The organism is Streptomyces sp. CA-135486, from assembly GCF_050936555.1.
Lineage (GTDB): Bacteria > Actinomycetota > Actinomycetes > Streptomycetales > Streptomycetaceae > Streptomyces.
In genome coordinates this window covers 3,814,417-3,828,984 of sequence record NZ_JBNJMM010000002.1, presented here as the reverse complement: position 1 = coordinate 3,828,984, position 14,568 = coordinate 3,814,417, and the positions used below count along the sequence as shown (strand labels likewise).

Genomic DNA, 14,568 nt, shown 5'->3' with positions numbered 1-14,568 from the left:
CGACAGCAGCACAGCCACACTCCCGGCCACACACAGCAGCCCGACCCCCACCCGCCCGGACCCCCAGGACACACGCCACCACAGCCTCCTACGGCACACCCGCGCCCACCCCGACCCGGCCCACGAGCCCCGCGGCCGCACGCCACCCCCGGCCTGCAATCCGGCGCGGCAGCGGCGCACGGCGCAAGGCCGTGCACCGGCGTGAGATTGTGGTCCTATGGACTAGGCCCCTCGAGGGGATCCACACCATGGCGACACAGGGCACGGCGTACGAATACCTCACTGAGCCGTTCGACATCACCCATGCGGCTGTGGTCGGTATTGACGCGCACGGTCTGATCGAGCGATGGAGCAAGGGCGCACAGGCGCTGCTCGGCTACCAGGCACGCGAGATTCTGGGGCGGCCTGCGGCCTCGCTGCTGACCGGCGGAGCAGACCTCGCGTCCGCAGTGTCCGAGCCGCGCCGTGGGGGCAACGGCTGGGAAGGTCTGATCGCCGTCAGGCATCGCGCCGGCCACCACGTAGAGCTGGCACTGCGCATCTGCCCGCTCCATGACGGTGGTGGGCGCCGAAGCTGGCTTGTCGTGGGCAGCGAGGTGAGCGCGCCCCGCAGGTGGGAACTGCACCAGGCAGTGCTGCACGGCCTGCTCGACCAGTCGCCCATAGGGATAGCTGTGGTGGACACCGAGCTGCAGTACCAGCTGGTCAACCGCGTGCTGGAAAGCATGGACGGTGTGCCTTTCCAGCTGCGCGTCGGCCGCAGAGTCGGGCAGGCGACGGCCGGGGAAGCAGAATCCACCCTCGAGTGGCAGGCCAGGCAGGCGCTGGGCAGCGGGCAGACGCTGCTGACGTTCCAGCGCGACGTACCTGACCCTGGCGAGCCCCACCGACAGGACCGTGAGCGCGTCAGGCTCTGTGCGTCCTTCCGTCTGCAGGACCGCACGGGCCGCGTCCTGGGCGTGTGCCAGACCACGGTGGACGTCGCCGACCACGACCGGGCCCGCCAGCGACTCGCCCTGGTGAACGAGGCGAGCAGCCGTATCGGCACCACTCTGGACCTGGACCGCACCGTGCGCGAGCTGGCCGAGATCGTGGTGCCCCAGGTCGCCGACTTCGTCGCGGTCGACCTGTTGGAAACGGTCTTGGCGGCCCGCGAGCTCACGCCCGTCGCGGTGGGCGGCGAGACAGAACTGCGCCGCGCAGCGCATCTCTCGATCCAGGAAGGTCTCCCCGACGTCGTTGTCTCGGCCGGGGACCCCACCCGCTACCCGCTGGCCTCCCCGCAGAGCCGGTGCCTGAACACCGGTCGTTCGATCCGCGACCCGGTCATCGACGAGTCAACGTCGTGGCTGGCCCAGGACCCGCTGCGCAGGGCAAAACTGAATCTTCTGGGCGTGCACTCCCACCTGGTCGTCCCCCTCCAGGCCCGAGGCATGACCATGGGCGTGGCCACGTTGCTGCGGTGGAAGCACTCAGAGCCCTTCGACGACGACGACCAGCTTCTCGTCGAAGAACTGGCAGCCCGCGCGGCCGTCTGCATCGAGAACGCCAGACGTTTCACCCGCGAACACAACACCGCACTCGCCCTCCAGCACAGCCTGCTCCCCCACGGACTGCCCGAGCAGAGCGCGGTCGAGGCGGCCTACCGCTACCTTCCCGCCGACACCGAAGCCGGGGTCGGCGGAGACTGGTTCGACGTCATCCCGCTGTCCGGTGCACGGGTCGCTCTGGTCGTCGGGGACGTCGTCGGACACGGCATCCACGCCGCGGCCACGATGGGCCGACTGCGCACCGCCGTGCAGACACTCGCCGACCTCGACCTGCCCCCCGACGAACTCCTGGGCCGCCTCGACGACTTGGTGATCCGACTCGCAGACGAAGCCGATGCCACCGCCGACGGCGCCTTGGTGATTGGCGGGACCTGCGTCTACGCCGTCTACGACCCCATCTCACGCAAACTCACCGTGGCACGGGCCGGACATCCCAGCCCCGCCATAGCGCACCTGCGTGAACCAGTGGAATTCCCCGACATACCCGCAGGCCCACCCCTCGGACTGGGCGGCCTGCCGTTCGAATCCGCCGAGATCGACGTCAAGGAAGGAAGCGTGATCGCCTTCTATACTGACGGCCTCATCGAAGCCTCCGACCGCGACGTGGACGTCGGCTTCGAACGGCTGTGCTTCGCGCTGGCCCACCCCGACCGCCCACTCGACGAAATCTGCAACACCATGGTCCGGATGCTGCTGCCCGAGCACCCGCGCGACGACGTCGCCTTCCTCGTCGCCCGACCCCGCGCACTCAGCACCGACGACGTCGCCACCTGGGACGTACCCGCCGTCCCCTCAGCCGTACACACCATCCGACAGATGACCAACCGGCAACTGACCGCCTGGAACCTCGAGGACGCCGCATTCACCACCGAACTCATCGTCAGCGAACTTGTCACCAACGCGATCAGACACGCCACCCCGCCCATCAGCCTCCGCCTGATCCGAGAACGCACCCTCATCTGCGAAGTATCCGACAGCAGCAACACCTCACCACACCTACGCCGCCCCCTCAGTACCGACGAAGGCGGACGCGGACTCTTCCTCGTTGCCCAGGTCGCCCAACGCTGGGGAACCCGCTACACCCCTCAAGGCAAAACCATCTGGGCAGAACAACAACTACCTTCCAAAACAAGCCCACACCTCGCATCCCGCACCACCCGCACCGGTGTCGACACCGGCACATAACGGCACGTAGCAGCGCGGCACTGCCCAAGGACCTTGTCCACCCACCCACGAGCCCCCGCAGGGCTATCCGAAAGATGACGTAGGCCGGCGGGAACTCGCTGCGTCCAAACCTGCCGAAGCGCCGCTTCGCGGTGATACGCCACGCTGCCTGACCTGCGGAAGCCGACTACGAGCCGGGGTTTTCGTCCTCGCCGTTCACCGGACGGGCCGGTCAGCTCAGCCCCCAGCCGTCGCCGAACTTCGTGGGCAGGGTGTCGGCGAGGTAGTGCTGGATGGTGGGGGCAAGGAGGTCGGTGACGGTGTCGGCGGGGAGGGTGGCGATGTCGCCGACCTGCCAGATGTAGCGGTTCATGACCATGCCGACGATCTGGGTGGCGATGAGGCTGGCGCGCAGGGTGCGTTCGGTGTCGGGCAGGCCGTGGGAGACGACGGCCAGGACGAGTTCGGAGAACAACTGCCGCAGGCGGTGCATGGCGGTGGGTTCCTGGGCGGCGGTGAGGATGATGGCACGCAGGATCTCGGCGGAGGCGGGGTCTTCCCACAGGCGCAAGGTGGCCTGTACGAACGCGCGTCCGCGCTGGTGTATGGGCTGCTCGGCGGCGGCGGCCACGGCTGCGCCGAACGCCTCGGGGGGTTGCATGACCGCTTCCAGCAGCCCGGTCTTGGTGCGGAAGTAGTAGTGCACCAGGCCGGGGTCGACGCCGGCGTCCTGGGCGACCGACCGCAGTGAGGTCGCGGCGTAGCCACGGCTGGCGAAGGATCTGCGGGCGGCGGCGATGATCTTGTCCGCCTGCTCTCCGCGCTCTCCCCGGGGGCCTCGCCCAGTCACACCGCATCACCTTCCGTAACAGGTCAGAGAAGGGACTTCCGTCCGCGACAGTTTCAGCATACGCTGAAATTAGTTTCCACATGTGGGGAAATTAGGAGTTGGTCATGTACGCGATCAAGGATGAGTGGATCACGGCGTCCGACGGCGTCCGGATCTGCGGCGATGTGTACCTGCCCGACGGGGACGGCCCGTTCCCGGCGTTGTACGCGGTAGCGCCCTACCAGAAGGACCTGCTGTACCTGCCGGCGGTGTCGATGTTCCGGTACATCGAGACTGGCCCGCTCGACTACTGGACCGGCCACGGCTACGCGGTCGTGGTCGGCGACCAGCGCGGCACCGGCAGGTCCGAGGGGGAGTTCGAGTTGTTCGGGCCCGCCGAGCAGCGCGACTTCTACGACACCATCGAGTGGATCGCCTCCCGGCCCTGGTCGACCGGGAAGGTGTCGATGATCGGGGAGAGCGCCTACAGCGTGAACCAGTGGCTGGCCGCCGCGCAGCGCCCGCCGCACCTGACCTGCGCGCTGATCTACAGCGGGTTCACGGACCTCTACCACGACGCGGTCTACCACGGCGGGGTCTACTCCATGGGGTTCCTCAACTTCTGGTCGACCGACACCCTCCGCGCCAGCGCCACCATCGGCGGCGGCACCCCGCCCCGGCCCGGCGGCATCACCGCCGACATCATCGGCATGACCCTGGACCGGCCCGTCGTCGACGACTGGTGGGACCAGCGAGCGGTGAAGGTGGAGGACATCGACGTCCCGGTCCTCAACATCGCCTGGTGGTACGGCGTCGGCCTTCACCTGCGCGGTCAGCTCGACGGCTACGAACGGCTCAAGGGCGCCGACAAGCGCCTCGTCGTGCTCGCCGGCATCGACAGCCACGAGCGCTACTACCAACCCGAGTTCCTCGACACTTACATCCGCCCCTGGTACGACCACTGGCTCAAGGGCGTCAACAACGGTGTCATGGACGGCCCGCCGGTCCGTATCCAGGTCGGCAACACCGGGAGCCGACCGCGGGCGGAATCCGAATGGCCGCCCCAGCGCGCCGTGCCGACCACGTTCTACCTGCACCCCGAACCCGCACACGCCGTGCGCTCACTCAACGACGGCAGCCTCACCACCACCCGACCCACCCGGCCGGCCGGCGAGCCGACCGCCTACGACTACCCCAACCCCGAGTGGACGGTGGGCACCACCGTCATCACCGACGGCATCCCGCAGCCCACCCGCGGCATCCTCACCTTCACCACCCCGCCGCTGGAACACGACACCGAGGTCACCGGGAAGATCACCCTGGTGCTGTACGCCGAGTCCGACCAGACCGACACCGACTTCCACGTCAAGGTCTCCGAGCAGAAGGCCGTTCCGAAGCTCAAGGAGGCCCTCATGCGCAAGGTCGCCAAGAACGTGCCGCCGCCCTCCGCGATGGTCACCCGCGGCTGGCTGAAGGCCTCCCACCGCACCCATCCGCCGCAGCCGATCGAGCCGGGGACCGTCGTCCGCTACGAGATCGAGGTCTGGCCGACCTCCTACCTCTTCCCCAAGGGCAGCCGCATCCGCCTGGAGATCGCCAACGGCGACTCCCCGGTCGCCGACGGCCTGTTCCACCACTACTACGGCCACCAGGTGGGCCGCGACCTCATCCACCACGACGCCGACCACGCCTCCCACCTCATCCTGCCCGTCATCAGCTGACCCCCACCTCTTCCAACGGAGCAACCATCATGCCCACCACATCGTCTGCACCGAGACCATCCACCCGCCGCCTCACCGAAACCCCCGCCCGGGTACTGCGACCGGCCGCCATCGGCATCGCTCTCCTCGCGAACCTCGCGTACGTGCTCGTCCTCACCGACGTCGCCGGGTACGACCTCAGGACTCCCGCTGTGTTCGGCCGGCCGGCCCAGCCCATCCTGATCAGCGTGGTGATCGCCGCCTCCGTCGTCCCGGCGCTGATCGGCTGGGGACTCCTGGAGCTGCTGGAACGATTCGTCCCACGGCGGGCCACCGTCATCTGGCTTGCGCTCACGGTTCTGGTGCTCGTCGGCGGTCTTCCCTACAACGGGGCCGGCATCACGACATCCGACCAGCTCCTGCTGGCCCTGACGCACCTGATCGTCGGCGCGGCGGTGATCCCCGCATTCGTGATCACGTCACTGCGCCGATCCTGACGCCAGGCTCAGCCCATCCGAAGAGCTCGTGGTGCGATCGCCGGCGTCACCAACGACGTCGGCAGCGTCTACCCCATGCTTACCGCGCTTCAAACTGGGCCCCGCTCCAGGTCGTCGCCGACGCCGGCGTCGGCCTCCTCCTCGCCTGACTCGCCCCACGCGAGCCGCCGCACCCACCCCGGAGACGTCCATGACCATGGCCTACCTCGCCCAACCCGACCAGCAGCAGACCCTTGAATGGCTCGACGGCGGGCTGTTCACGATCCTGCTCGACAGCCAGGCCACCGAAGGACAGCTCACTGTCGGACGGTTCGACGTCCCCAAGGACGAGGCCCCACCCTTCCACCTCCACACCCGCGAGGACGAGGTGTTCCTCCTCCTCAAGGGCGAAGCCCTCGTGTGGGTCGGAGACGAACGCCACGAGCTGTCCGAAGGCGGCGTCGTCTACCTGCCCCGCAACATCCCCCATGGCTACCGCATCACGTCCGACGGCGCAGACCTCCTCCTCATCGCCACCCCCGCGGGCATAGAGGAAATGTTCCGGCACGCCGGACACGACGTCACCACCCCCCGCCCTGACGGGTTCGAGATCACCAAAGCCAAGCTCGCCGAAGCCGCCGCCCTGCGCGGCAACCGCATCATCGGACCACCTCGCTGACCATCCGCCCTCACCGCGTCCCACCCTCCTCTCGGCGCGGCGGTCGGCACGGAGCTGCCGCGAGCAGCGGCGGGGCTGCCCTGACCGGATCGGCTGGGGCACCGGCCTCCAGCCCGCCGGGACGAAAGGTGCGCCCCGACCACAGCGAAATCCCGGGCGAGGCCGGCAACCTGTCACTCGTACGTGGGGCGGGGCCGCTGTTCCCGCAAGCCTCCTGTTCCTGCCGCTGGAAAATCCGGCCATGGGGAATGGCAGGCGGACGCGGCGGGTTGGCGTGCTCTATCTCGTGTTGGCAGTTGGCGGCATGGCCGGGGCCGTGTGCATTGCCGTCCGTTTCGACCTGCGGGTGGCAGAGACGGTAGCGGCTCTGCTTCCGTCCGTAGGCGGCCTGTACCTGTCCTGGGCAACCTTCCGGGCCGATCGGCGGGAGGCAGCCGACGGGTACGGCGTGGCCCAGATCGCCGATCGGCTGGCAGTGGCCGTGCGGAGCCAGTGGGAGTCGGAGGCCCGGGTGCGGCGGCTGAACGACCCCTATCCGCTCCCGGTCTCCTGGCAGGCAGCCGATCCGCGATTCGGCGAGTCGTGGTCCCTCCTGCGGGAGATGGCCGGGGACTGGCCGTCCGGCCGGTCGGCTCCTCCCTCCGGCTGGGCCACTGGGCCTGCTGGACTGGCCGGGACAGGCGGGGAGATCACCGAGGTGTTCCTGGAACGGGTGCCGACCCGCCGCCTTGTGGTCCTCGGCAACCCGGGAAGCGGGAAGACGATGCTGCTGATCCGCCTGTTGTTGGCCTTGGCCGCCGAGCGCACAGAGGGAAGCCCGGTTCCGGTGCTGTTCCCGCTGGCCTCGTGGAATCCTGCGGAGCAGACGCTGGAATTCTGGATGGCGGAACGCCTCGCGCGTGACTACAGCGGTCTTGGCAGCCCAGAGGTGGGGCATGCGGAGCACCCTGGGCAGGTCAGCCATGCCCGAGCACTGCTGGAGCACCAACTGATCCTGCCGGTCCTGGACGGGTTCGACGAGATTCCCGAACCGTTCCGCGCCATGGCGCTGGATGCGATCAACGCCGCCCTGCCACTCGGCCAGCCGCTGGTGCTGTCCAGCCGCGTGACGGAGTACGGGGACACGCAGGCCCCGGCCCGCGGGGTACCGGTCAGGCTTTGCGGTGCCGCCGCCGTGGAGCTGCACCCCTTGGACGCGCCGGACATCGCCGACTATCTGAAACGGGATGCCGGGGGCCAGCACACAGCGGCGGCTGCCCGCTGGGATCCGGTGATTCGCCTGCTCGGCACCGATGCCCCCGTGGCGCGTGCACTGACCACACCACTGATGCTCTTTCTGGCCAGGACGGTGTACAACCCCCGGCCAGGGGAACAAGCCACTGTCCTCCCCACGCCTGCCGACCTGTGCGATCCGACCCGCTTCCCCGACACCGCAGCTGTCCGGGCCCATCTCTTCGACGCGTACGTGCCGGCCGCCTACCGGCCACATCCGCGGTATCCGTGTCGCTGGTCTCCCCAGCAGGCCGAGCACGCCCTGCAATTTCTGGCGCGACACCTGCAACACACCCTGGGCGGTACTGCCGACCTGGCCTGGTGGCAGGTGCGCCGTGCGCTGCCGTCCCCTATCGCCCAGGTGGTGACAGGAGTTGTCCTCGGTGTCGTCGCCTGGACCGCCGCCAGCGTGGTGGGCAGGTTCACGGCGCTACTCGCCGGCCTCGACTCCGGGTGGCAGACGGGCCCGCCCGCAGCCGTCGTCGCGGGCCTGGCCGGAGGCATCGCAGGCGGCATCGGCTGCGGCATCGTCGCAGGGGTGATTGGGGGCGTCGCCGAGGGCGTGCCCCACGTGCTCAGCACGGGGCAGCCAGGATGGCTATCGGCCACGTTGGCCTATGGACTCGCCTACGGCTTCGCCGGCGGAATCGTCGGTGCCCTGTCGAGCAGACTCGCGGTTCGGCAGCCCGGGACGCCCTCGGGGCGCCCACACTGCCGGCTCTGGGACTGGCGCATGTGTGCCCTCGGCTTCACCGCCGGGGCCGTCCTCTGGTTCGCGTTCCGCCACAACTACGGCCCGACGGCCGCGGCCGTCGGTGCGCTCGTCAACGGGGCAGTCTACGCACTGGCCGGCGGAGCCATCGGCGCTCGGGCAAGCAGCCTGTCCGCGTGCCGCCCGAACGCCATCCCGACCGTGCGCACGCTGTGGGCCTGGAACTGGCGGGGCTTTTCGGTGGGCCTCGCCAGCGGCTCCACCATCGGCGTCACCCACTGGGGGGTCCTCAGGATCCAGTCGCTCCTCACCGGCACTCCCTCCTACACCTTCACGACCATGCTCGCCTTCTCATGCGCGTTCGGGCTTGCTGTCGGAATCGCCCACGGCCTCGCCGGCAAACCGGCTGATCTCGCCACCTCGGTCGGACCGGCCGCCCTCCTGAAGCAGGACCGAAGGATCTTCCGCAGGCTGTGGACTGTCGTCGGCCTCGCGGTCGGCGCCGCGTTCCTGCTGTGCTACGGCGTCGAATACGCCGTACAGGGCGGGCTTCTTTACGGTCTGGGCCGAGGGACCACCGGCGGACAGGCGATGTCGATGAGTCCGCCCCACATCATCGACCGCGGTCTCGCCTACGGACTCACCGTCGGCCTCGCGGCGGCGCTCGGCCACAACGCCTGGTGGTACTACACCCTTACCCGCTACCACTTGGCGGCGCGCCGACACCTCCCCCGGGACCTGACCGCCTTCCTCACCGACGCCCACGAACGACGCGGTGTATTGCGCCAGGTAGGAACAGTCCACCAATTCCGTCACATCGACCTGCAGCACCATCTCGCCGCCCCATGGCGGCCGCACGAGCCCGGAGCGTCGCGCCGGCCACTGTCCTGGCCACGATTCCCGCCATCGCCGGTACGCGAAGGGCATCAGTGAAGGTTTCCCATGCTGAGCGCCAGGCGATCTCGACAGCGTGACCGCCTGCGATGGTCCGGCCGAACCGGCAGGGCCACAGCGGGCTTTATCGGCTGACGACCGGAGCCGCCCGCCTCGGTACGCCGTCCTGCTCCTAGTGCTGCCGCACCGGGTAGCAGAAACGTGCAGCGCGCGCCTGGAGGACGTACTGCCCCTGCCGATGTTATCCAGCGCCGCATCAGGCAACGTTCGCCCTGTCGACGACGGCGCGTAGGCGCCGGTCGTCGGCGTGGCGGTTTCGCCAGAATGATCCGCAGCAGCCGACTGCCCTCGTTGTCGTCGACCTCGCGGGCGCGTACTCGAATCGTCACTCGCACAGTCTGGTGGCCATGCCTCCCGGAATGGGATCCCGAGAGGCTCGTCACTTGCAACTGCCCTGTCCTCGAGCCTTGGACGCGTGCAATGGAGCAGGAGCGACGTCACGCGATCACGGTGGTCAGCCGTGAGGCTCCTGCGGTTTGACCTCGACCTCGCGCAGGCTCTGGTCTTTGAGCTCGGTGCGTGCCTCGGTTCGGTGTCCCCGGGCGATGTAGTCACGCACGACCGCTTCGACGGCGTCCTGGGGCGAGCCGACCCCGGCCAGGACCATCACTTCCACCACCAGTTCGGCATCGAGACTGATGTTGACCTTGGCCACGAGCGGCCCCCCTTCATCGGTCCGGGACTCTAACAGCCGCACAGCAGCGCATCGTTCCCGCTGCGGTTCAATGGCACGGGACAACAACAGGGCGAACACCCCGGCCGGGCTTCCGCACGGTGCCCGCCGACCACGTCTACGGCGATCAGGACAGCTTCCCCGCCGGCCTGTGCGCCGCTGGCCTGCCGTTCGTGCTGGCCAACAAGCCCCGGCACGATACCTGGGACCTGTGGGTCCCAACGTCCCGCGTGTGGTCGACAGCGGGAACGGACCGGGCTGTGACCGCAGGAAATTATGCGGTCGGCCGTCAGACCGGATCCCTTGGTTCTGCCTCCGATTCCTGCCCGTTCACCCCCGGGAAATAGATCACCTATTGGGCTTACTTCGGACTTTTCGCCCCCTCGCGGTGCCTGTTTGACCCCATGTCAGTTGCATTTCTCGCCCGAAGTGAAATGACAGGAAGGAGAATGCCAAGGGATTACTTGACATCAATGCGGCGCGATAGGTGCAATGGGCCTGCCGCGACCGACCGGCAAAACTGGCCACCATTCAGTTCACGCAACCGGCGTGCGATCCGTTCGCGCGGAAATACGAGAACGCGTGGGAAAGGAGAAGCAGTTGGGTCACAGTGAGCGTCCGGCCTCCAGCGAAGCGACGCCGGGAGAATTAGCGGAGGAGTCGGGTGCCGCCGAGCCGGACGGAGGTGGTGAAGTCGCTGGTGACTGCTGCGTGAACCCGCCCGCCGTATGCGAGCGGGAGCCTTGCGGCGCCACGTGCGAGGGCCCAGTCCCACCTGCGTGTCAGTGCAGGACGACAGCATTGTGTGCTCGTGCGGGCGGGACAGACCGGCGCTTTAGTCGACCTACGCCACTTGGTGGTGCCGTGAGGTTCGGCGTACCCGAGCAGACTTTGTGATGCCTGCGCCGAGTGCTTTACGGCAGTGACGAATCTGCTCCCGACCGTGCCGCGACCAGGCGATTATGCGGTACCGCTCAAGCTTCATCGAGTCAACGGCGGCACACCGCGGATACAGGTATGGCCGGAAAACACTGCGTACCCAGTCCGGTACTTCATTTCATTTCGGCGAACGGGGACGAATGTGCAAGATCAAGGGATTCGATTCGGACTCCTCGGCCCCCTCGAAGCGTGGCAAGGAACCGAGGGCCTGGATCTGGGGCCCCCGAAGCGGCGAGTGCTGCTGGCCCGGCTGCTCATCGAAGGCGGCCAACCCGTCTCGGTCGACCACTTATGCCGGGATCTGTGGCCGGCTGACCGCCGCCCTTCGGGGGCCGTTTCGTCGGTGCACGCACATATCAGCAGGCTGCGTACGGTACTTGAGCCGCGCCGCGCCACCAACGAGCCAGCCACGCTGCTGGTGCGCCGCACGGGTGGGTACGTACTCGAAGCCCCACGCGATGCACTGGACAGCGTTGTTTTCGAGACCTCGGTCAACAGGGCCAGGGAACTGCAGAACTCAGGCCGCACCGTCGACGCACGCCAAGAGATCGAGCAGGCGCTGAAGCTGTGGCGGGGGCCTGCGCTGCGCGAAGCCGCCGACCATGAGTTCGCCGCAGCGGAGATAGCGAGACTCGAGGCGAGCCGTCAACTGGCCGAAGAACTCCGGGTGACCCTCCTCCTGGAAGGAGGTGAGGCTCAGGCCGCGGTGGGTCTCGCCGAGGGTCTGATCGTTTCCGCACCGCTGCGCGAGGCATCCTGGGCGCTGCTGATGAGGGCGCTGTATGCCACCGGGCGTTCGGCTGAGGCACTGCAGCAGTACGAGCGATTCCGCATCGCACTTGCCGAAGACCTCGGCGTCGATCCCGGGCCGGAGCTGCGGGACCTGCACCTTGCCATCCTGCGCCACGATTCCGCCGTGCTGCGTCCGGCCCGCCCCCAGCGGATCGCTCTCGCCCCGCGGGACGAGAGCAGCGGCGGCCAACTGCCCGTGGTGGGGAGGTCGTGGGAGTTGGCCCGGCTGGGTGCTCTGCTGACTGCGGCAGCCGGCGGGCGGGTGTGCTGGGCCGTGCTGTCCGGCGAGGCCGGTTCGGGGAAGACCCGGCTGCTCGAGGAGACCGCGGCACGTGCGGCAGAACAAGGCTTCGCCGTGGCCCGGTTGCGCTGCTGCCCCGCGGTCGACAACAGCCGCAAATGCGCCGGCCTCGGCCCCGCCGCACGACTGCTCGCCGAGCTCCGCAGCCAAACGCCTGCCCCGCACATCGAAGGCGAGGGCGTTGCCCAACCCCGCCCACAAGACCGGTCCGAAGACACCCTCCTCGCCGAACTGGTACGGCAATTCGCTGCCCGGCCGGTGTTGTGCATGGTGGACGACCTCGACGGAACCTGTCCCGCCTGCCTTCGCCTGCTGCACCGACTCGCCATCCTTTTACGCCAGGAGAAGCTCGCCGTGCTGTGTGCCGTAAGCGCACCGGACGAACCGGAGACCGGCCGGCTCCTGGCCGAACTGGCACGGCAGCGCGCGGCCCGCCTGCACCTGGCACCGCTGGACGTCCAAGACGTGGCCCAGCTGCTGACCGCTGCCGGGGAGGCCGACTCGATCGTCGAGGCGACCGCACTGCACCGCCGCAGCGACGGCAACCCGTTCCTGCTGCTCGAACTGCTCGAACTGCCCCCCGCCCAGCGCATGGGCCCCACCGCACAGATCCCCGCCGCCGTCCAGAGCGTGGTGCTCACCCGTCTCGAAGCCCTGCCCGACCAGGTACGCACCATGCTCGTGCACGCGGCCGTGAACGGTGAAGTCCTGGACATCGAAGTCCTCGCCCACCTTCAGCACCTCTCCCGCGAAGAACTGCTCGCGCTCATCGACAACGCCTGCCAGGCGCGGATCCTCCTCTGGCAGGACGCCCAACCGGACGGGCCCGCCGGACGCTACAGATTCCACGGCATGCTGCGCGACGCGGTCCTCGCCACCCTCACCCCCGCCGCCCGGCAACTGCTGCACGCGAACCTCGCCACCACCCTGGACACACTGCCGGGCCGTCATCCCGCCCTCACCGCAACCCACTTGCTACAGGCCGGACCAGTGGTGCCGGCCGAGGAACTCGCCCGTGCCCTCCTGAGAGCCGGACAGCGCTGCGCACGCGACCGGCAGGACGACGCCGCGATCGGAAGGTTCGAACAGGCCGCCGAGGCGGCCCGGGCGGAGCATCCGGCAATCCACCGAGAAGCCATACGCGCCGCACAGCCACTGACACCAGACCCCCACAACCGACGAGCACGGGCAGTGGGCACACCCACCCCCGCACTCGCCGTCGTACACCGGCTCCCACGCCCTGGCGGCCTACGCCCGGCGACCCGCTAGCCCACAAGGAGACCCATGCCCGAACAGCAGAACGCCGGCGAATCCGCCAGCACGCCCAAGACAGCCCCACCGTCCGGGGAAGCGCCCTCCGGACAGCCGGCCGGGGGTTAAGCGCACTCGGCAGACCGGTCGCCGACGTCCATCCGGAAGGCCTCGACGGGCATCGGCGGCACGACCCTTCCCCCTGGCGCAGAGTCACCCACGCCAGGGGCCCCACACGGGAACCGCCAACAAGGCAGGCCTCACAACGACTTGGTCACCCGCAGGATCTGCCAGATCGCCGCGAAGCTGGCGCGTCCGTCGAAAGCCAGGTACTCGGGGAGCACCAGCTGCGGGCCCCATTTCTCCTTGTATGCCAGCTGGCCGGCTGCCGGGTAGACCTTCTCGCCCCGGTCGGCCAGGAGTCGCATGAAGCGGCTCGTCATCCCGCTCGCGCCCGGGACCTCATGCTCAGGGGAGAGGCCCGTGAAGGGGGTGAAGCCGAAGTGCAGCCACTGGGCGCCCTCGTCCCGGAAGCCCTCCATCGCGTGCAGGTTGATCGCCTCCATCACGCCCGGCGGAGCCGCCGCCGCCCTGCGACTGAGGTCGTGCAGCCAACCTGGGCGCGACCCGTAGGCGGGTGAGTAGGAGATGTAGCCCAGCATGGCGCCGTCGTGTCTTGCGACCAGGAGCCGCCGGTGATGCTGCACCGGCCCGCCGCACTCGCCCACCAGGAACTCGATCTCCTTGACATGACGCCCCTTGGACCGCAGCCACTCACGGTCGATCGCGGCGATGTCGCCGGAGCACTCCTCGTAGGGAACCTCCGTGACCTCCAGGCCGCTGCGCTTCGCCCTGGAGATCTTGTTGCGCAGCTTCATGAAGCGCGTACCGCGGAGGGTGTACCCGGGCAGCCGCACCGCGTACGACGAGCCGACCTGGTTCACCGTGAAGCCGCACCGCGCGTACAGATCAGCGTCGGCGCGCTGCAGTTGGATCGCCACCACCTTGCGCCTGCCGGAGCGGGCGAAGTCGAGGAAGGCACGCAGCACGCGCTCCTGGTCGGCTTCCGCAGCGAAGACTCCGCCGAACTGGATCAGATACCTACCGGCTCTGCGGAAGGCGACGACGCCGTCCACGGCCGGATCGGTGAAGTACTCGTTCCCTGTGTTCAGGGCGAGGAAGGCACTGGGGTTGTCCGACCCTTTCCGGAGTGCTGAGAGGACCTCGTCCCGGCCGATCTCCCGGTTGACTGTGGTCATCCGCTTCCCCCTGTTGT

General features: G+C 68.6%; 9 protein-coding genes. 6 read left to right on the top strand and 3 right to left on the bottom strand.

The window, feature by feature from the left end; genetic code table 11:
• Positions 1-248 precede the first annotated feature (248 nt).
• Positions 249-2,735: a SpoIIE family protein phosphatase gene (locus ACQEVG_RS36890; protein ID WP_432992194.1), complete on the top strand. Its 2,487-nt coding sequence runs from the start codon at positions 249-251 to the stop codon at positions 2,733-2,735.
• A 211-nt stretch (positions 2,736-2,946) separates the two neighbouring features.
• On the opposite strand, the gene ACQEVG_RS36885 is transcribed toward ACQEVG_RS36890, so the two are convergent.
• Positions 2,947-3,564, bottom strand: a complete 618-nt coding sequence (locus tag ACQEVG_RS36885; RefSeq protein ID WP_432992191.1) for a TetR family transcriptional regulator — start codon at positions 3,562-3,564, stop codon at positions 2,947-2,949.
• A gap of 104 nt (positions 3,565-3,668) precedes the next feature.
• On the opposite strand from ACQEVG_RS36885, the gene ACQEVG_RS36880 reads away from it, so the two are divergent.
• From ACQEVG_RS36880 to ACQEVG_RS36865, 4 genes are all read left to right on the top strand, one after another.
• Complete coding sequence (locus tag ACQEVG_RS36880; RefSeq protein WP_432992188.1) at positions 3,669-5,264, top strand: CocE/NonD family hydrolase; 1,596 nt, start codon at positions 3,669-3,671, stop codon at positions 5,262-5,264.
• Between the two features lie 29 nt (positions 5,265-5,293).
• On the top strand, positions 5,294-5,740 hold the full coding sequence (locus ACQEVG_RS36875; protein ID WP_432992185.1) for a DUF6069 family protein: 447 nt from the start codon (positions 5,294-5,296) through the stop codon (positions 5,738-5,740).
• A gap of 190 nt (positions 5,741-5,930) precedes the next feature.
• Complete coding sequence (locus tag ACQEVG_RS36870) at positions 5,931-6,398, top strand: cupin domain-containing protein (RefSeq protein WP_432992182.1); 468 nt, start codon at positions 5,931-5,933, stop codon at positions 6,396-6,398.
• Between the two features lie 346 nt (positions 6,399-6,744).
• Positions 6,745-9,315 (top strand): NACHT domain-containing protein, encoded by a 2,571-nt coding sequence (locus ACQEVG_RS36865; protein ID WP_432992179.1) that lies wholly within the window; start codon positions 6,745-6,747, stop codon positions 9,313-9,315.
• A gap of 475 nt (positions 9,316-9,790) precedes the next feature.
• Here the strand turns inward: ACQEVG_RS36865 and ACQEVG_RS36860 are convergent, their stop codons facing one another.
• Positions 9,791-9,991 carry a type II toxin-antitoxin system VapB family antitoxin gene (locus ACQEVG_RS36860; RefSeq protein WP_432992176.1) on the bottom strand — a complete coding sequence of 67 codons (201 nt, stop codon included), beginning with the start codon at positions 9,989-9,991 and terminating at the stop codon, positions 9,791-9,793.
• A gap of 1,099 nt (positions 9,992-11,090) precedes the next feature.
• Here ACQEVG_RS36860 and ACQEVG_RS36855 point away from each other — a divergent pair.
• A complete protein-coding gene (locus ACQEVG_RS36855) occupies positions 11,091-13,310 on the top strand; it encodes a BTAD domain-containing putative transcriptional regulator (RefSeq protein ID WP_432992173.1) in 2,220 nt (739 codons plus the stop codon).
• A 242-nt stretch (positions 13,311-13,552) separates the two neighbouring features.
• Here ACQEVG_RS36855 and ACQEVG_RS36850 read toward each other — a convergent pair whose 3' ends face one another.
• On the bottom strand, positions 13,553-14,551 hold the full coding sequence (locus tag ACQEVG_RS36850) for a bifunctional lysylphosphatidylglycerol flippase/synthetase MprF (RefSeq protein WP_432992170.1): 999 nt from the start codon (positions 14,549-14,551) through the stop codon (positions 13,553-13,555).
• Positions 14,552-14,568 lie beyond the last annotated feature (17 nt).

Coding starts and splice junctions, on each gene's coding strand:
- ACQEVG_RS36870 (WP_432992182.1), top strand. CDS start 5,931: ATGACCATGGCCTACCTCGCCCAACCCGACCAGCAGCAGACCCTTGAA.
- ACQEVG_RS36890 (WP_432992194.1), top strand. CDS start 249: ATGGCGACACAGGGCACGGCGTACGAATACCTCACTGAGCCGTTCGAC.
- ACQEVG_RS36875 (WP_432992185.1), top strand. CDS start 5,294: ATGCCCACCACATCGTCTGCACCGAGACCATCCACCCGCCGCCTCACC.
- ACQEVG_RS36880 (WP_432992188.1), top strand. CDS start 3,669: ATGTACGCGATCAAGGATGAGTGGATCACGGCGTCCGACGGCGTCCGG.
- ACQEVG_RS36850 (WP_432992170.1), bottom strand. CDS start 14,551: ATGACCACAGTCAACCGGGAGATCGGCCGGGACGAGGTCCTCTCAGCA.